Source organism: Bradyrhizobium sp. Ash2021 (genome assembly GCF_031202265.1).
Classification (GTDB): Bacteria; Pseudomonadota; Alphaproteobacteria; order Rhizobiales; family Xanthobacteraceae; genus Bradyrhizobium.
In genome coordinates, this window is sequence record NZ_CP100605.1 from 115,315 (window position 1) to 133,052 (window position 17,738).

At 59.9% G+C, this 17,738-nt stretch carries 13 protein-coding genes and 2 pseudogenes; 13 read left to right on the plus strand and 2 right to left on the minus strand.

All coding sequences use genetic code 11. The features are described from left to right. Positions 1-141 precede the first annotated feature (141 nt). From NL528_RS45460 to NL528_RS45495, 8 genes are all read left to right on the plus strand, one after another. Positions 142-2,988 carry a winged helix-turn-helix domain-containing protein gene (locus NL528_RS45460; protein ID WP_309185860.1) on the plus strand — a complete coding sequence of 949 codons (2,847 nt, stop codon included), beginning with the start codon at positions 142-144 and terminating at the stop codon, positions 2,986-2,988. A gap of 168 nt (positions 2,989-3,156) precedes the next feature. Continuing rightward, positions 3,157-6,012: a winged helix-turn-helix domain-containing protein gene (locus NL528_RS45465; RefSeq protein ID WP_309185771.1), complete on the plus strand. Its 2,856-nt coding sequence runs from the start codon at positions 3,157-3,159 to the stop codon at positions 6,010-6,012. A 184-nt stretch (positions 6,013-6,196) separates the two neighbouring features. Next, positions 6,197-6,580 carry a hypothetical protein gene (locus NL528_RS45470; RefSeq protein WP_309185772.1) on the plus strand — a complete coding sequence of 128 codons (384 nt, stop codon included), beginning with the start codon at positions 6,197-6,199 and terminating at the stop codon, positions 6,578-6,580. A gap of 347 nt (positions 6,581-6,927) precedes the next feature. Then, positions 6,928-7,692 (plus strand): winged helix-turn-helix domain-containing protein, encoded by a 765-nt coding sequence (locus tag NL528_RS45475; RefSeq protein ID WP_309185773.1) that lies wholly within the window; start codon positions 6,928-6,930, stop codon positions 7,690-7,692. 59 nt (positions 7,693-7,751) lie between these two features. Further along, positions 7,752-7,991, plus strand: coding sequence for a hypothetical protein (locus NL528_RS45480; protein WP_309185775.1), 240 nt, complete (start codon positions 7,752-7,754; stop codon positions 7,989-7,991). Positions 7,992-8,057: 66 nt separating this feature from the next. After that, the gene (locus NL528_RS45485) at positions 8,058-8,828 is read left to right on the plus strand and encodes an alpha/beta hydrolase (RefSeq protein WP_309185776.1); all 771 of its coding nucleotides are present in this window, start codon (positions 8,058-8,060) and stop codon (positions 8,826-8,828) included. A gap of 105 nt (positions 8,829-8,933) precedes the next feature. After that, the gene (locus tag NL528_RS45490) at positions 8,934-9,359 is read left to right on the plus strand and encodes an organic hydroperoxide resistance protein (RefSeq protein ID WP_309185777.1); all 426 of its coding nucleotides are present in this window, start codon (positions 8,934-8,936) and stop codon (positions 9,357-9,359) included. Positions 9,360-9,853: 494 nt separating this feature from the next. Continuing rightward, positions 9,854-10,057: a hypothetical protein gene (locus NL528_RS45495; protein WP_309185779.1), complete on the plus strand. Its 204-nt coding sequence runs from the start codon at positions 9,854-9,856 to the stop codon at positions 10,055-10,057. A gap of 1,423 nt (positions 10,058-11,480) precedes the next feature. On the opposite strand, the gene NL528_RS45500 is transcribed toward NL528_RS45495, so the two are convergent. Then, positions 11,481-11,792, minus strand: coding sequence for a hypothetical protein (locus tag NL528_RS45500; RefSeq protein WP_309185780.1), 312 nt, complete (start codon positions 11,790-11,792; stop codon positions 11,481-11,483). Between the two features lie 301 nt (positions 11,793-12,093). On the opposite strand from NL528_RS45500, the gene NL528_RS45505 reads away from it, so the two are divergent. Both NL528_RS45505 and NL528_RS45510 read left to right on the plus strand, forming a co-directional pair. After that, a complete protein-coding gene (locus NL528_RS45505) occupies positions 12,094-12,315 on the plus strand; it encodes a hypothetical protein (protein ID WP_309185782.1) in 222 nt (73 codons plus the stop codon). 336 nt (positions 12,316-12,651) lie between these two features. Next, entirely contained in the window at positions 12,652-12,846 is a 195-nt protein-coding gene (locus NL528_RS45510; protein ID WP_309185783.1) for a hypothetical protein, read from the plus strand. A 13-nt stretch (positions 12,847-12,859) separates the two neighbouring features. Here the strand turns inward: NL528_RS45510 and NL528_RS45515 are convergent, their stop codons facing one another. Beyond that, positions 12,860-13,084, minus strand: coding sequence for a hypothetical protein (locus tag NL528_RS45515; protein WP_309185785.1), 225 nt, complete (start codon positions 13,082-13,084; stop codon positions 12,860-12,862). Between the two features lie 220 nt (positions 13,085-13,304). Between NL528_RS45515 and istA the strand changes: the two are divergent. The 3 genes and pseudogenes from istA to NL528_RS45530 all read left to right on the plus strand — a co-directional run bounded on the left by istA (position 13,305) and on the right by NL528_RS45530 (position 17,660). Beyond that, a pseudogene (gene istA / locus NL528_RS45520) lies at positions 13,305-14,812 on the plus strand (IS21 family transposase). Between the two features lie 14 nt (positions 14,813-14,826). Then, positions 14,827-15,575: pseudogene (gene istB / locus NL528_RS45525) on the plus strand (IS21-like element helper ATPase IstB). Positions 15,576-16,061: 486 nt separating this feature from the next. Next, a complete protein-coding gene (locus tag NL528_RS45530; protein ID WP_309185787.1) occupies positions 16,062-17,660 on the plus strand; it encodes a phosphoenolpyruvate carboxykinase in 1,599 nt (532 codons plus the stop codon). The last annotated feature ends 78 nt before the right edge of the window (positions 17,661-17,738 follow it).

Here is a 17,738-nt window from a genome sequence, read left to right on the forward strand (position 1 = left end):
CACGATACCATAGCAACTCGCGGACCTTGTCGAGCCGGGGTTGGTGGCCAATAACGACAGTAGCCATTGTGATTGTGCGGAACCGGCCATTGGCCTAAAATCGAAACCAGGTGATCAGGCGGCTACGAAGATGACGCCATGATGGAACCGGCGACGGAGGCCAGAAACGCAATATCGTTTGGACCGTTCAGCCTGATTACGGCCGAGAGGCTGCTCAAGAAGGGGGACGAGCCGATACCGCTCGGCGGCCGCGCGCTCGACCTCCTGATCGCACTCGCGGAGCGGGCCGGAGAAGTTGTCACGCACAAGGAGCTAATCTCGACGGTGTGGCCGGATGTGACAGTGGAGGAAGCCAACCTCCGCTTTCAAATGGCTGCCCTTCGGAAGGCGCTTGGTGACGGGCGAGACGGCGCTCGCTACATATCCAATATTGTCGGTCGGGGTTATTGTTTTGTTGCGCCAGTCACACGCTCGAGCGCCAAGCAACCGGTTCCGGTCACCGCGATCGCCACCACAGAACGAGTTCAAAAGCTGCCGCCGCGACCGGCGCGGATGGTCGGCCGTGATGAGACCGTTCGATCCTTGGCGGAGCAAATCCAGATGTGGCGCTTCGTCAGCATCGTCGGTCCCGGCGGCATCGGAAAGACGACCGTGGCAATCTCTGTCGCTCATGCGCTGGTTGACGGATTCCATGACGCGGTCTTCATCGATCTGGCTGCGCTGACCGATCCGCAACTCGTGCCGACTGCGATCGCATCGGCGCTCGGGTTCATGGTGCAAACCCGGGACCCGGTCGTTGGTCTGCTGGCCTTTATCGGCGACAGGAAGATCCTGCTCGTGCTCGACAATTGCGAGCACGTGATCGCCGTTGCGGCGGCACTGGCCGAACGCGTTGTCAGCGAGGCACCACAAGCGCACATCCTGACGACCAGCCGCGAAGCGCTCCGGGTAGACGGTGAACATGTCCACTTGTTGTATTCACTTGACTGTCCGCCCGAAGATGCCGGCCTGACGGCCATGGAGGCGCTCCAGTACCCCGCTGTCCAGCTCTTCATGGAGCGGGCGGCGGCGAGCGGCTATGGCGCCGCGCTGAGCGATATCGATGCGCCGATTGTCGCCCGGAGCTGCCGCCGGCTTGACGGGATCGCACTTGCCATCGAGCTCGCGGCCAGTCACGCCGGCTCCCTTGGGATTCGTGGAACCGCGGAGCTGCTCGACAACCGCTTCAGCTTGCTCTGGCAGAGCCGTCGCACCGCGCTGCCGCGGCACGAGACGCTGAACGCGATGCTCGACTGGAGTTACAGCCTGCTTTCGGAGCGCGAGAAGCTGGTCCTGTGCCGGCTGTCAGTCTTTGTCGGGGACTTCACGCGTCAGGCCGCTGGCTCTGTTGCATCGGAGACGGACGTAGACGAGGCGGAGGTTATCGACGCGGTCGCGAGCCTGGTTGCGAAGTCCCTGGTATCCACGACGGTCATCAACGACTCGACATACTACCGGCTGCTCGACACCACGCGCGCCTATGCCGCTGCCAAACTCGCAGAGCGTGACGAAGCGCATCGCATCGCCCGGCGCCATGCGATCTATTATTCCGAGTTCTTCGAACACGACGAGATCGTCCAGTCACTGTTCGGCGAACATGATTTTTCGCGATACGCTCCGCATATCGGCAACGTGCGGGCGGCGCTCGGATGGGCGCTGTCGGACCATGGCGATGTCGCAGTCGGCATCGAACTCGCCACCTGGACGGCGCCCTTGTTCTTCGGCTTGTCGCTGTTCGAAGAATGCAGGGGTTGGTGTGAACGGACGCTGTCCGCGCTCAACGACACCAGCCGTGGTACCCGACAGGAGATGATTCTTCAGGAAGCCCTGGCGATGTCGTCGATGTACACCAGGGGTCACACCGATCAGGTTCGTGCGGCAATCGAGCGCGGACTTGCGCTGGCGGAAGCTTTCCGGGACCGGGCACGCCAATTGCGCCTTCTCGCCGGTCTGAACCTATTTTTAGTGCGGCTTGGCGACATTCGCGGCGCCCTGGCGGTTGCGGAACAGGGCGGCGTCATCGCGCAGGCTGCCAGGCACCCGGCCGGCACCGTCTGGGCGGAGTGTTGGGTAGGCGGTGCTCACCACTTTCTGGGTAACCAGGTCGAAGCACAACTCCATTGTGAGCGCGGCTTGGCACTCGCGGTCGAGGTTGGTACCTTCAACCCCAACTTCTTCGTCTTTGATTATCGCAGCATCGCGACCGTCTACCTCGCCCGCGCCTTGTGGCTGCGTGGCTTCTCCGATCAGGCGCTTAGAATCATGAAAAGTGCCATAGGTGAAGCGGCGAGCCGAGGTCATCCAGTTTCGGTCTGCTTTTCGCTGGGTTATGCCTCGGCGTTGTTACTGTGGGCCGGTGATTTGCCAGGAGCCGGCGACCTCATCGAACAGCTGATCGTACACGCCGGGCGATACTCGCTTGCACCGTACCATGCTCTCGGTATCGCGCTGAAGGGCGAACTTGCCATCGCCCGCGATGAGCCGGAAGCCGGTATCGATTTGCTACGGAGCGCGCTGGAGACCCTGCGCGCTCAACAGTACAATCTTCAGATCACGCGCTTCATCGGGGCGTTGGCGGAAGGCCTGCGCAAGACCGGGCAATTCGAGGAGGCGCTGTTCATGATCAATGGAGGCATTGCGCGCGCGACAAATAGTGGGGTGGAATTTGACTTGTCCGAATTGCTCCGGATTAAATCGCAGATACTCGCGGCGCAACATGACCGTGAATCAGCCATGAACTGCCTGACCGAAGCGCTCGCTGTCGCACGCGCGCAATCTGCGCTCGCCTGGGAGCTGAGGTCGACGATGGCCTTGGCCCGCTTGCTCTGCGAAGATGGCCAGTGCGTTCAGGCCCGGCATACGCTCGCCCCCGTCTACGACCGCTTCACGGAAGGATTCGACACCGCAGATCTCAAGCTGGCGCGCGCGCTGCTCGAGGATTTGCGATAGCCATTTTAACCGTTGGCGGTTCCCTGTGGTTTCGTCGCATTGAAGCGATGTTGGTTGCGCGCTAAAATGCGCGACTGCGTTCGGCACAAGGAAGCATCGGTGCTTCCAGGTAAGACCTCCGCTTTACACAAATGTCCGGTTCCGGATGTAAGAGCGCGGACGACGCGTATGAATGATCGCCGCAACTCACAGCCCAAGGACGTGCTTTCTTTTGGCCCGTTCAGCCTGTTTGCGGCCGAGAGGCTGCTCAAGAAGGCTGAAGAGCCGATACCGCTCGGTGGCCGCGCGCTCGACATCCTGATCGCACTCGCCGAGCGGGCCGGGGAAGTTGTCACCCACAAGGAGCTAATCTCAACGGTGTGGCCAGATGTGACGGTGGAGGAAGCCAACCTCCGCTTCCAAATGGCTGCCCTTCGGAAGGCGCTTGGTGACGGGCGAGACGGCGCTCGCTACATATCCAATATTGCCGGTCGCGGTTACTGTTTTGTTGCGCCAGTCACACGCTCGAGCGCCAAGCAAACGGTTCCGGTCACCGGGATCACCACCGCAGAACGAGTTCAAAAGCTGCCGCCGCGACCAGCGCGGATGGTCGGCCGCGATGACACTGTTCGAGCGTTGGCGGAGCAACTTCAGGTGGGGCGCTTCGTCAGCATCGTCGGTCCTGGCGGTATCGGCAAAACCACCGTAGCAATCTCTGTCGCTCATGCGCTGGCTGATGGATTCCATGGCGCGGTCTTCTTCATCGATCTGGCTGCGCTGACCGATCCCCAACTCGTGCCGACAGCGGTCGCGTCGGCACTCGGGTTCATGGTGCAAACGCAGGACCCGCTCGTTGGTCTGCTGGCCTTTATTGGGGACAGGAAGATTCTCCTCGTGCTCGACAATTGCGAGCATGTGATCGGCGTTGCGGCAGCACTGGCCGAACGCGTCGTCAGCGAGGCGCCACAAGCGCACATCCTGGCGACCAGCCGCGAAGCCCTCCGGGTGGAGGGTGAACATGTCCACCTATTGAATTCACTTGATTGTCCCCCCGAGGATGCCGGCCTGACTGCCATGGAGGCGCTCCGGTATCCCGCCGCCCAGTTTTTCATGGAGCGGGCGGCGGCGAGCGGCTATGGCGCCGCGCTGAGCGATATCGATGCGCCAATCGTAGCCCGGATCTGCCGCCGGCTTGACGGAGTGGCACTTGCCGTCGAGCTCGCGGCCAGTCGCATCGGCTCCCTTGGGATTCGTGGAACCGCGGACCTGCTCGACAACCGCTTCAGCTTGCTCTGGCAGAGCCGTCGCACCGCGCTGCCGCGGCACGAGACGCTGAACGCGATGCTCGACTGGAGTTACAGCCTGCTTTCGGAGCGCGAGAAGGTGGTCCTGTGCCGGCTGTCAGTCTTTGTCGGGAACTTCACGCTTCAGGCCGCTGGCTCTGTTGCATCGGAGACGGAGGTAGACGAGGCGGAGATTATCGACGCGGTCGCGAGCCTGGTTGCAAAGTCCTTGATATCCACGACCGTCATCAACGAATCGACATATTATCGGCTACTCGACACCACGCGCGCCTACGCCGCTGTCAAACTCGCAGAGCGTGGCGAAGCGGATCGCATCGCCCGGCGCCATGCGATCTATTATTCCAAGTTTCTCGAACACGACGAGATCGTCCAGTCATTGTTCGGCGAACATGGTCTTTCGGGATACGCCCCGCATATCGGCAACGTGCGGGCGGCGCTCGGATGGGCGCTGTCGGACCATGGCGATGTCGCGGTCGGCATCGAACTCGCCACCTGGGCGGCGCCCCTGTTCATCGGACTGTCGCTGCTCGGGGAATGCAGGGGTTGGTGTGAACGGGCGCTGGCCGCTCTCGACGACGCCAGCCGTGGCACCAGCCAGGAGATGATTCTTCAGGAAGCCCTGGCGATGTCGTCGATGTTCACCAGGGGTCACAGCGACCAGGTTCGCGCCGCAATCGAGCGTGGACTTGCGCTGGCGGAAGCCTTCCAGGACCGTGCACGCCAACTCCGCCTTCTCGCCGGTCTGAACCTATTGTTCACGCGGCTTGGTGACATCCGCGGCGCCCTGGCGGTTGCGGAACAGGCCGGCGTCATCGCGCAGGCTGCCAAGCACCCGGTCGGCACCGTCTTGACGGAGTGGTGGGTGGGCTTTGATCACCACTATCTGGGCAATCAAGCCGTGGCACAACTCCATCTTGAGCGCGGCATGGCGCTCGCGGCCGAGCTTGGTACCTTCAACGAAAACTTCTTCGGTTTTAATCATCGCGCCAGCACGCTCGTCCTCCTCGCCCGCACCTTGTGGCTGCGTGGCTTCTCCGACCAGGCGCTTAGAATCGTGCAGAGGGTCATCGATGAAGCGGCGAGCCGAGATCGCCCAGTTCCGATCTGCATTTCGCTGGTTTATGCCTCGACGTTGTTACTGTGGACCGGTGATTTGCTAGGAGCCGGCGACCTCATCGAGCAGCTGATCGTACACGCCGGACGACACTCACTTGCACCGTACCGTGCTCTTGGCATCGCGCTGAAGGGCGAACTCGCCGTTACCCGCGAAGAGCCGGAAGCCGGTCTCGATTTGCTACGGAGCGCGCTGGAGACCCTGCGCGCTCAACAGTTCAATCTCCTGATCCCGGGCTTCATCGGCGCGTCGGCGGAAGGCCTGCGCAAGACCGGGCAATTCGAGGAGGCGCTTTTTACGATCAATGGAGCCATTGCGCGCGCGACAAATAGTGGAGTGGAATTTAACTTGTCCGAACTGCTCCGGATTAAATCGCAGATTCTCGCGGCACGACGTGACCGTGAATCAGCCATGAACTGCCTGACCGAAGCGCTCGCTGTTGCACGCGCGCAATCTGCGCTCGCCTGGGAGCTGAGGTCGACGATGGTCTTGGCAGACATGCTTTCCGAAGACAGCCAGCGCGATCAGGCCCGGCATGCGCTGGCTCTCGTGTACAGCCGCTTCACCGAAGGATTTGAAACCGCGGATCTCAAGCTGGCACGCGCGCTCCTTGAGGATTTGCAATAACCATTTTAGCCGTTCCACGCCAAGCCGACGACCACCGCACCATTCTTTCCCGCCTGGAGCCCCGGCGGAACCGGGATCCCTCCGCCCTTCTAACATTTTCTAACGTAATCAAACGGGCCAAGCCGTCGGCCATCGGGCATGCTCGTCGCGTGCAAATTGCCCAGCATCTTTCGAACCCGACACCATGATGAAATCCTCCGTTCCGCCGAACGCTCCCGTCGCCCTCCCACCCCTGGTGGCCGCCTACGTTGAAGCAACCAACAGCTTCGATCTCGAGCGATTGCTGGCCACTTTCGCCGAGGACGCTCTCGTCAATGATCAGTTACGGGACTACTGGGGAAAGCCGGCCATCAGAGAGTGGGCGAAGCGCGATATCATCGGCGAGAGTCTGACGATGAGCGTAACCAAGGTGATCAACCACTATGGGAACTTCATCGCGACGGCCAATGTCGATGGCAACTATGACAAGCGCGGCCTGCCGGATCCGCTGGTGCTCGCCTTCTATTTCACCCCCCAGAGCGATTTGATCGTTCAGCTGATCATACTTCGTAATCGATTCGATATTTGAGAATCGACGCGTCCATCGCCACGCTCATTTGATCGACGTGGATCAATGGACCTCATCCAGCTGAAGCCCCCTTTGGAGTCGATGCGTCGCCCAAGACGCGCGCCTCAGCAGCACGACTAACACAATCTTACAACGTTAAACTCGCTTACGTCGCGAGATTGCGCGACGCTTCAATCAGATTTGTTCAATGCCTCCCACCTGAGAGAGCGACGACATGCACGAGACAGAAGGACATATCGAAGAGACAGAAAGCAGCGGGGTTTTCGGCGCCCCACGGATACCAAAGCGATCCATTACTTGGAGCATGACGGCCATGGCGAACCCGCACAGGTGGAAGGGATATTGCGATGACAACTCACAACAGTAGCTGCGACACACTCGATCGCGTGCAACCGGCGTTCGCCGATACCGATCCAAGGACTTCGGAGCGGCGGCGATCAACGCGCTCGCCAAATTCATCAACCATGCCTGAACCGCATCGGAGCTTTGTTCCGGGCAAACGAATACCGCCAACGTTGCGGAATGAAATGGCGAAGCTTCTGGCCGATATCATTCATTCGCGAGTGTCGAGCAACCTCGAGAAGATGGTTGATCGGTTGCGCGGATCGTCCCCGCGACGTGACGAGCTGCTCGCGATAGTTGAATTGGGATCAAGCGGAGAGGCTTTGGCCCGGCTGCTGGCCCTGCTGAACGATACGGTGCTGCGCGTGGGACCGTTGGAGCTCGATCTCATCGATAGGGCTGCGAAGCGTGGCGACCGTCACATCGATCTTCGGCCGCGCGAATTTCAGTTGCTCAAGTACATGATGCAACGGAGTGACAAATTGCTGACGCGGGCGGCCCTCTTGAAAGAGGTATGGCACTATAAATTCGTTCCTAAAACGAACCTTGTCGATGTTCATATGGGCCTGTTGCGTCGCAAGGTCGACGGGGCAAATGAGGCGCCCATGATCCGCATTGTCCGCGGCGTTGGCTTCGTTCTGGATGCGACTCCTCTCTCGCGGGGTTCACCGAAGCAACATAATGACGAAGTTGCTGTTTCGCGTGGGCCTGTTAGCTGCAGCCTGGGCTCGGTCGGAACTACTTTGCCGATTTGTCCCCGACAAGAGTGATCAATATCTGTCAGCGCGCCTGACTGGACGAAGAGACGATCGAACGTCAGAGAAATAAGATGAGCGAAATCAACAAGACAGCTGCGGCGACAGCGATTAGCGGTTTCTTTGGCTACTTTGATTGCAATGACGGGTTAGCAGCTGAGACGGCGGCTCCACAGCGCGGCTATTGCCTGTTGCATAATCATGGCGGCGCAGACTGCAGCTTTACGAGCAAGACGCAGTGCGAAGCAACTGCCTTCGACCAAGGAGCCGAATGCTACCAGGACGACGGGGAGGTCTATCTAGCCAACTCGTAGCCAACTCCAACCTTACGAAGGAGAACTTCGATGAATAACCAAAACGATCTTCGGCAGAGGAATCCAATGAATCGACGCACCTTCGTGGGCATGGTGGCTGCGGGGGCGGCAAGCACTCTTTTGCAGGGCGGCGCCGCCGCCGCGCAGCCCGCGCCGAAGGCCCGCAACGTCGTCCTTGTGCACGGGCTGTTCGCCGACGGGTCAAGCTGGTCCGAGGTGATTGCACGATTGCAGGCAGCGGGGCTCAATGCCGCGTCTGTGCAAAACCCCCTGACGACGCTGCCGGAAGCGGTAGCCTCGGCCGAGCGCGTGCTGGCGCGGCAGGATGGTCCGACGGTCCTGGTCGGGCACTCCTTCTCCGGAATGATCGTGACCGAGGCCGGCATGCATCCGAACGTGTCGGCGCTTGTCTATGTGGCGGCGCGGGCGCCGGATGCGGGCGAGGATTACGCGGCGTTGGCCAAGACATTTCCGACGCCACCGGCGTCCGCCGGGATTGTCTTCGACGGCGACGAAGGACGTCTCAGCGAGGCTGCGTTTCTGCGCGATTTCGCGGGCGACCTGCCGGAAGCGAAGGCGAAGGTCCTCTATGCGGTCCAGGAGCCGTTCCAGAAGGCTCTGCTCGCGGGCAAGACGACGCATGCGGCCTGGCGGTCGAAGCCGAGTTTCTATGCCGTTTCGACCGAGGACCGGACCATCAATCCCGATCTCGAACGCTTCATGGCCAAGCGCATGGGCGCGAAGACGATCGAGGTCAACGCGAGCCACCTTTCGCTGATATCGCACCCCGACGAGATCACCCGGTTGATCCTGGAAGCCGCCGGACAGCCCGCCTAGCAGGTGTGGATCCTCGTGCACGGACTGGTCGCCGACATGTCGCGGCGACAGTCCGCGACGACGGTCTCAAAATTTGCGAATCCAAGCGAAGAAGGCGTATGTGCCATGTCCAGTCTATATTCCACAAAAGTCACGGCGAGCGGCGGCCGTCACGGTTCAATCCGCAGCGAAGACGGTCTGCTCGACCTCAAGCTCGCACTACCCCGGACGCTTGGCGGAAGGGGCGATGCGACCAATCCCGAACAACTCTTCGCCGGCGGTTATGCCGCCTGCTTTGAGAACGCACTCCTCCATGTGAGCCGGGATGCCGGCCACCGCTTTGCCGATAACGATATCGGCGTCGCCGCCAGGATCGACCTTGGTCGAAATGAAACAGGAGGCTTCGTGTTGGCCGCCGCACTTGCTGTAGGCATTGCTGGCATCGACCGACAGACCGCTGAACGGCTCGTCCGGGGTGCTCACGCCATCTGCCCGTACTCCAAAGCGATCCGCGGCAATGTCGATGTGGCGATCTTCGTCTCGGTCCGGTGAGCCCGACCGATCGATTTCATGCCAGTCCCTCGGAAGAAAGCCAAATGCGCATCTTGAACATTGTCACCTCACCAAGAAGAGACCGATCCGCATCCATTGCGATCATCGATCATTCCTTTTCGAGTATCAAAGGAAGATCAAAGGACTTGTGGTCGACACATTGGACGTTTGGACCGAGTCGCTTCCGGAATTTGGTGGAGAAGCGATAGGCGCCAAATGCAAAGGCGTCTCCGGAGAAGCGATGACGCCATCGGAAAGAGCTACATGGGAAACGATTAGAGAACTGGCATCACGCTTTCAAACAGCGGATCGCATCGTTCTTAAGTTCCGATGTGGAATCTTTCCTTTCCTTATAAACCAAAGCAGCTGATCGATCTTGCCTGTCAGCGGAATTTGCTTTCACGTTTGACGGGAAAGAATGGCCTTGCTCACCTGCCGCAGTGAGCAAGCAATCGACACGTTTATCTCGCACTGCGCTGTCGGCAGCACGCGATTTGCTGATGCCCTATGGTGATGTTGTGACGGCGTTGTCCATTGTGTTGCGCATCAAGCGGACGCTGGATGGCGCTGAGATCGACAAGATCATCTGGGACGTGCAGGCCCGTAAAGCGCTGGCGGCCGAACATGCGCGGCGGCGTGATTGGCGGCGGGTCGTTGAGAATGCCGCCAAGTTCCGATCCGAGGACAGCCGCCTGTAGGTGGTTTAGCCTGCTGTGTACTGAATATTATCTTTTGCGCACACAGCACTGAATGCGGTTTTCGCGTTTGAGTGCTCAAAGCAGAACGCTGTTCCATTCTCAGTTGTCTCCACCCACCAATCTGATTTCTGATCGCGCGCAATACGCGAGGCGTCTCCGCGCAAGCGATCTAGTTCTTTTCCATGGGCTCGAACCATCACACAATGTCTCATTTAGCACCTATCGCTGACTTGCTCGTTTGAAATCCGTTCGAAGCGTCTTGGGTTTCAGTAACTTCACGCCCTCGATGATGAAGCCTCGCGCCCCGGTTTCGTTGAGTCACTCCACTTCGGATTTCGGGCGATGGTCTACAGGTATAGTTCACGCACGGTTGGCCGCCTGTCGGGTGGCGGCAAATCCGGCGCTTCCGGCCTTTGTCCGCCCAGGACGCTTGAGTACCTCTTTTGAGCCGCTCACCTTCTGCCCGCCGCCGGGATAGTGTGAACGGCCCGCCGAGCTATCCGGCCCCCCAGCCCCGGCCCGGAGGACCAGGCGGCCCTGCCAAGTTCAAGAGCGCGGTGGGGCCGCTCTGTTTGACCCACTCGCGCCGAGGCGGTGCAGCGGAGCATAATGGCAATCAGCGCCACCACAGGGCCGCCTAATGACGGCTGCTCAAGTTGAATGCTTGACTTTCCACTCGGCCATCTGCGTCCGGTAGATGGTTTCGGCTTGCTCTTTCGTCAGATTGACCGCCGGATTGGTCCCAACCATTGAGGGCCCCTTACGTTCCCGATCGTAAACCATCCAGCCCTTGGAGCCCTGGCGAACCAAAAATCTGGACGGAGGCGACGACGCCTTGTCGCTCTGTTGCTGTCTCATCAGTCCGAGCCCCTACCGATTACAAAGCTCAATCTTCCAGCTAAGAAACCTTCTGCAATACGAATGCCAATTTCGATGCTCCTCTTCGGGACAGCGCGCTTTGGTTAACCGACGATCCGGTACGCCTTCGCGTGCGTCCTTCGCGGCTTAGCGACCGGTTGCTGACGTCGGTTGAGCGCACGCACACGCCGATGCGGCGCGAACATCGTCGGGCCCCCAAGATCAACCACGAGCATCAGCACTTCGATAGCGGCCTGCCATTCCGGCTCATCATGCTCGCGCTTTGGCAAATTCTCCTTCTGAAAAATAAATCGTCATTAAATGCAACATGAAGTTGACGCCAAAGATCGACAACATGCAATGGCACGGGGCTTACTTCGTGCCCCGTACAACTACGGGCGGCACTCGCACCTGATGTTGCACTGCGAAGCAGTAGCTCCTTGCGCGACATCAACGCGGTTCGATCCGATCTTCATAGACCGCACTGCCCTTGATGGGCAGGCAAAACTCAAATGAACGCATCCGGGAAAAATCGGCATCCGGCGCCGCGATTGCGAACCCGAAATCAGCGCCGGACAGCCGTCTCCAAGAACTCCTGCACGGAGCGCGGGACTTCATCGTACTCGGCAAAGCGCCGCCGCAGCTCGTCGGCTCTATCGACCGTTACATTGCGCGACCAGCCCTCGGCGGTGTTGAAGGCGATGATGCGGACGGGATGGCTAAATTGGTCTTCCAGGAGACGGCGGATGAGCGTCTCGCGGTCAGTGCCTTCCTCGTCTGTCTCGCACCAAGCGCGCCCCAGTCTGCCAAAATCGTTCGGCACCAGATAAGTGTCGCGATCGGCGCCATGCGGCACGATAGACGGGGAGCGACGCATTACCTTCCGGCTCTGGGGTGACCGGACCTTCGGCTCCAAGGTTGACCGGAACCAAGGCGTCGGGAACTCGATAGTTCCATGCGGCGCTGCATCAACGCAACGAGGAAAGTTCGGAAAATCCGAGGTATCTCAGGCGGGGTAATAGCAGGCAGCGCGATGGCGGTTCAGTAAGTCGCCACCTCGCCGTCCTCATGGCGCGGGATCGATCCTCTTCGCCGACTGTTCCGTAGTTCTCCGACCGTGAACGGGGTTCCCCGTGGTAGTAATGTTGTCGTCTGCATGGGCTTGGGGAGGGTGAGAAATGGCAATCTATCGACTACTGCAGCACTGCACTTTGGGGCCGAAAGAGATTAGCTGCATAACAGAGGCTTACGAGGAAGCGTTGCATATCCTCTGCGTCAAGGATCGCGATGATCCCCTAACGGAAATGATCGCGAAGAAGATCATCAAGATCGCGCAAACCGGCATCAAAGACCCCGCACAGATTTCGGCTATGGCGATCAAGCAACTGGAAATCCGGTAGCCGGAGCCGATCGCATCTTCGCGTCCCGCGTTCGGAACCGAAGCCTTCTTTACTTCGGTGAATTTACGGTTGGAGGCTGCGGGGCTTCGCGAGACGCGAGGCGCGCAATGACGCTTCTACCGGCGGGCGACGTGCTTCGGTCGCCATTCATGGCTCTCGGGTTCCTGGTCGTGGCCCCCGATATCGCGAGCGCGAACAAGAACCATGAGATTGCCGGTTCCCGTTGAACCGCACCAACAACTCGTTCGTTAACTGAGTATTACCGGCCAAAGGGACCCGTGCGCCGGTGGCTGAGAGACCCTTCGCGCTCCCGCCCAACCCACGTAGGAGAGAGCGATGCACCGTAAACGCTCTATCCCCCATAAGTTCGATGAACCTTTTTCCGCCGAAAAAGCGCGGCTCGAAGAGCAACTGAAAAAGACAAGCCAAGAACAGCAGCGAGGACTGATCGAGCGAAAGCTGCATGAAATAGAAACGGCGGTTCGGATCGTTAGGTGGTTGGGATCGGCTGAATTGCAGGCGCCTAAGTAACGCCTGTGCGAAGCTAGGCAACCTTGTTTGACGTTAGCTCCGATGCAGCCAATCGCCCGGCTTCGGTTAGACCGCCGAGAGTTCGATCTCCACACGCCGCGCGTTTGATAATCCTGCGCGCGATGTAACGACGCGCCGCATGACTATCGGTGCCCTTCGGCAAATGCTGACAGGCCCTTTCCAGTGCGACATCCATGTTGGCAAAGGTCCGACTGTCAAACCTTTCTGCAATCAACATGCGGATTCCGATTTATTCCGGCCGGGTATTCCGACGTGAAGCCGGCCACCGTTCCGATTTGAAGCCGGCCACCATTCCGAAATGAAGCCGGCCGGCATTCCGATCAACTTCCGGCCAGGTTTCTGAGAAGGCGGCGTTTTCGTTTGGGTCAGTCCCTCAGGCATCAAGTCCCTCGTTGATCAACGGGGGAAATCGGATGCCGGCCAAGAGAGAACTGACCATGCGACAGATACGACAAATGTTACGGCTTGCCCGTGACGGGGTGAGCGCCCGGGAGATCGGACGCACGCTCGGGGTGGCGCGTAGCACGATCCAGGACAATCTCAAGCGGGCGGCAGTGGCCGGGCTTGCCTGGCCTTTGGCTGGCGACCTCACGGACGCCGTTCTTGAACAACGTCTGTTCGCCCATGCCGGCGTCAAGCGCGGGTTCCGCCGGCGAGCCGAGCCAGATTGGGGCTCGCTCGCCTGCGAACTCAAGCGGCCCGGCGTCAATCTGATGGTGCTGTGGGAAGAGTATCGCGCGATTCACCCGTCAGGTTATGGCTACAGCCGTTTCTGCGATCTGTTCCGGGAGTTCGAGCGGCGCCTGTCGCCGACCATGCGGCAGGACCATCCGGCCGGCGACAAGGTATTTGTCGATTACTCCGGCAAGAAAATCATGATTGTCGATCGCGCAACCGGGGTTGTGCGTGAAGCGGAGATCTTCGTCGCCGTCCTTGGCGCCTCCAATTACACTTACGCCGAGGCGACCTGGACGCAGAAACTGGCGGACTGGATCGAGGCCCATGTCCGCATGTTCCGCTTTTTTGGCGGGGTGCCGCGGCTTGTGGTTCCCGACAATCTGAAATCCGGCGTCCACAGGGCCTCGTTCTACGACCCTGAAATCAATCGCAGCTACGGGATGATGGCGTCCCATTACGGCGTCGGCATCCTTCCGGCACGGCCACGAAAGCCCCGGGATAAGGCAAAAGTGGAAGCCGGAGTGCGTTTTGCCCAGACCTACATCCTCGGGCGGCTTCGCCGGCAGACCTTCTTCTCGTTGGCTGAGGCGAACGCGGCAATCGCCGCCGCGCTGGAGCGCATCAACGCGCACGTCATGCGCCGGCTTGGCGTCAGCCGCCGGCAATTGTTCGAGACCGTCGAGATGCCTGTCCTGGCGTCGTTGCCGGATGCCGACTATCAGTTCGCGGAATGGCTCCTGGCCCGCGTCTCGCTCGATTATCATGTCGAGGTCGACGGCTTCTTCTACTCGGTTCCGCACGGCCTGATCCGGGAGCAGGTCGACGTTCGCGCCACCACCCGGACCATCGAGCTATTCCATCGGGGTTTGCGTGTTGCTGCTCACCAGCGCCGTTATGGCGGCCGCCGGCACGGCACGGATCCCGATCACATGCCCAGTGCGCATCGGCGTTACGCCGAGTGGACTCCCGATCGATTCCGGCGCTGGGGGCGATCGATCGGGCCCAACACCGAGGGGCTCGTCCTCGCCATCCTGGCCAATCGGCCCCATCCCGAACAGGGATTCCGGACCTGTCTCGGCGTGCTTCGGCTGTTCAAGGATGTTGATCCCGAACGCGCCGAGCTGATCGCGGCCCGCGCCGTCGCGGTCAGCGCACTGACAAGAGCATCGCCTCGATCATCGCCAACAAGCTCGAACGCAGTTCTCGCGATACCGAGGACGCGATCATCGAACATCCCAATCTGCGCGGCCCCGGTTACTTCCATTGAAAGGATTATCCAGCATGCTGACCCATCCCACCCTCGACCTGCTGCATTGCCTCGGTCTCCACGGTATGGCCAAAGGCTTCAAGGACCTCGATACCCAACCCGAAGCGCGTAGCCTCGAACACGCCGAATGGCTGGCTTTGCTCCTGGAACACGAGAAAACGCTGCGCCAGCAAAAGCGGTTCGAAAGCAGAGCTCGAGCCGCCAAGCTCCGTCATGCCGCCTGCGTCGAGGATGTCGATTACCGCGCTATCCGCGGCCTCGACCGCGATTTCTAAAACTCGCTGCTGGCGACTGGATCCGGGCACGGCATAATCTCCTCGTCACCGGGCCATGCGGCGTCGGCAAGAGCTGGCTCGCTTGCGCCCTCGGCAACAAGGCTTGTCGAGACGACTTCTCAGTTGCGTACCATCGCGTGCCACGTCTCTTCGCGGCCCTTGCACTCGGTCGCGCCGATGGCCGCTATACCAAGATGCTGCGTGCTATCGCTCGCCTCGATCTGCTCATTCTTGATGACTGGGGACCGGAGCCTCTCGACGCCGATCAGCGCCGCGATCTGCTCGAGATCGTCGAGGACCGATATGAAGCTCGTTCGATCATCGTCACCAGCCAGCTGCCCGTCGATCGCTGGTACGAAATTATCGGAAATCCCACCATCGCCGACGCAATCCTCGATCGCCTCGTCCACAACGCTTACCGCATCGACCTCAAAGGAGAGAGCCTCAGAAAGCAAAAGCAATCCGCTCCAGGTCAACCGGCCACTTGACCTTCTTATCCCTCAACGACATCATCAAATCGACCCATGCGATTGACGCCAAGGGTGGCCGGCTTCCGATCGGAATACCCGGCCGGCTTCAAATTGGAATGCATGGCCGGCTTCGTCGGTACCCGCAATCAACATGATCGACCTCCTAAACGATCACTCCGGTGGGAGAAGTTCGGCGCTGCTGATCCATCGCATCGCCTCGGAGTCTAGCGGATCGGCTTGAACCTGAGCCTCTTGGATGTTTCCGCACTTGGTGCAGCGCAATGTCCAGTGCTCGAAGCCGGGCCTGGCCTCGACTACGTGCAGCACGGTCATGGGGGCTTGGCATCTAAGGCAGCGTGGGTGCTGCATCGCCGAGGCGGAAGGACGGATGACGTTGACGGCTTTTCGGACGTGGTGGTGCACGTCTGAGAGCAAGTTCCAACACCCATACTTAGAGCTGGAAATTTTCACTTTGCAATCACATTCTAGCTAGGGAGAAAATGAATGTTGGAACAGGGTATCCGCAATCCGGAATACGGGGCAGATAAATTCAGCTTCACGGATCTTGAGGCGGTCAATTGGAATTTGTTGGAGCCGGAACTTTACGAACGCGCCCTTGCCGGCGGCGAAGCTCAACTCACGTCCGGCGGCGCGCTCTGCGCCGAGACCGGCGTACATACCGGACGCAGTCCGAAGGACAAGTATATCGTTTGCGACGACCTGACGGACGCGACCGTCTGGTGGGAAAACAACGGCAAGATGACGCCAGCGCAATTCGCGCGTTTGTACCAGGACTTCATCGCGCACTCGCACGGCAAGACGTTGTACGCCCAGGATCTTCGCGCTGGCGCCGACGCGGAATTCGGAGTGCGGACGCGCGTCTTCACCCAACTCGCCTGGCACTCGCTGTTCATCCGCACACTGTTACTCAGGCCGAACCGAAGCGAGCTTGCGACCTTCGTTCCGGAGCTCACGATCTACTGTTGCCCGACGTTCAAGGCGGACCCTAAGCGCCACGGCGTCCGAAGCGACACGGTGATTGCGATCGATTTTACCAAAAAGATCGTCCTCATCGGGGGAAGTTCGTATGCGGGAGAGATCAAGAAGGCCGTCTTCACGACCATGAACTACTTTCTTCCCGCCCAGGCCGTCATGCCGATGCATTGTTCCGCAAACGTCGGGCCAAAAGGCGATGCCGCGATCTTCTTCGGCCTGTCGGGGACCGGAAAAACGACGCTCTCCGCCGACCCCGGTCGGACGCTGGTCGGTGACGACGAACACGGGTGGGGCCCCAAAGGCATCTTCAATTTCGAGGGCGGCTGCTACGCCAAGGCGATCAAACTGAGCCCTGAGGCCGAGCCGGCCATATATGCCACCACGCAGCGCTTCGGGACTGTCCTGGAAAACGTCGTTTTCGATCCGATCACCCGTGTTTGCGATTTCGACGACGGCTCAAAGACGGAAAACACGCGCGCGGCCTATCCGATGCATTTCATACCCAATGCTTCGAAAAACGGGCGCGCAGGACATCCGAAAAATCTCGTCATGTTGACCGCCGACGCGTTCGGGGTGATGCCGCCTATCGCCAAGCTGACAGCGGCGGAAGCCATGTTTCACTTTTTGTCGGGATATACCGCCAAGGTTGCCGGAACGGAAAAGGGCGTGATTGAACCCGAGGCTACCTTTTCGACCTGCTTCGGTGCGCCGTTCATGCCCCGTCATCCCTCGGTTTACGGAAATCTATTGCGTTCCCTGATTGCGAAGCACAACGTGAACTGCTGGCTGGTTAACACCGGCTGGACAGGCGGAAAATATGGCGTGGGACAGAGGATGCCCATCAATGTCACCCGCACCCTGCTGACGGCCGCGCTCAACGGCATGCTCAACGATGGCGAATTCTACATCGACAAGCATTTCGGCTTCCAGGTACCTGTAGCCGTCAAGGGGGTCGACAGCCGCATCTTGAAGCCGCGGGAGACATGGAGTGACAAGGAGGCGTTCGACGTCGCCGCCCGAAAGCTCGTGCAGATGTTCAAGGACAATTTCGCCAAATTTGAAAGTGTCGTTCAGGCGGATGTCATGGCCGTTGCAATGTCCGCATAGGAGCGGCCCCAGTCTGGCTGATCCGAGACGCCAAAACGTAACCTTGGCGATCGGGCAGCTTGCCCGATCACCTTCAGA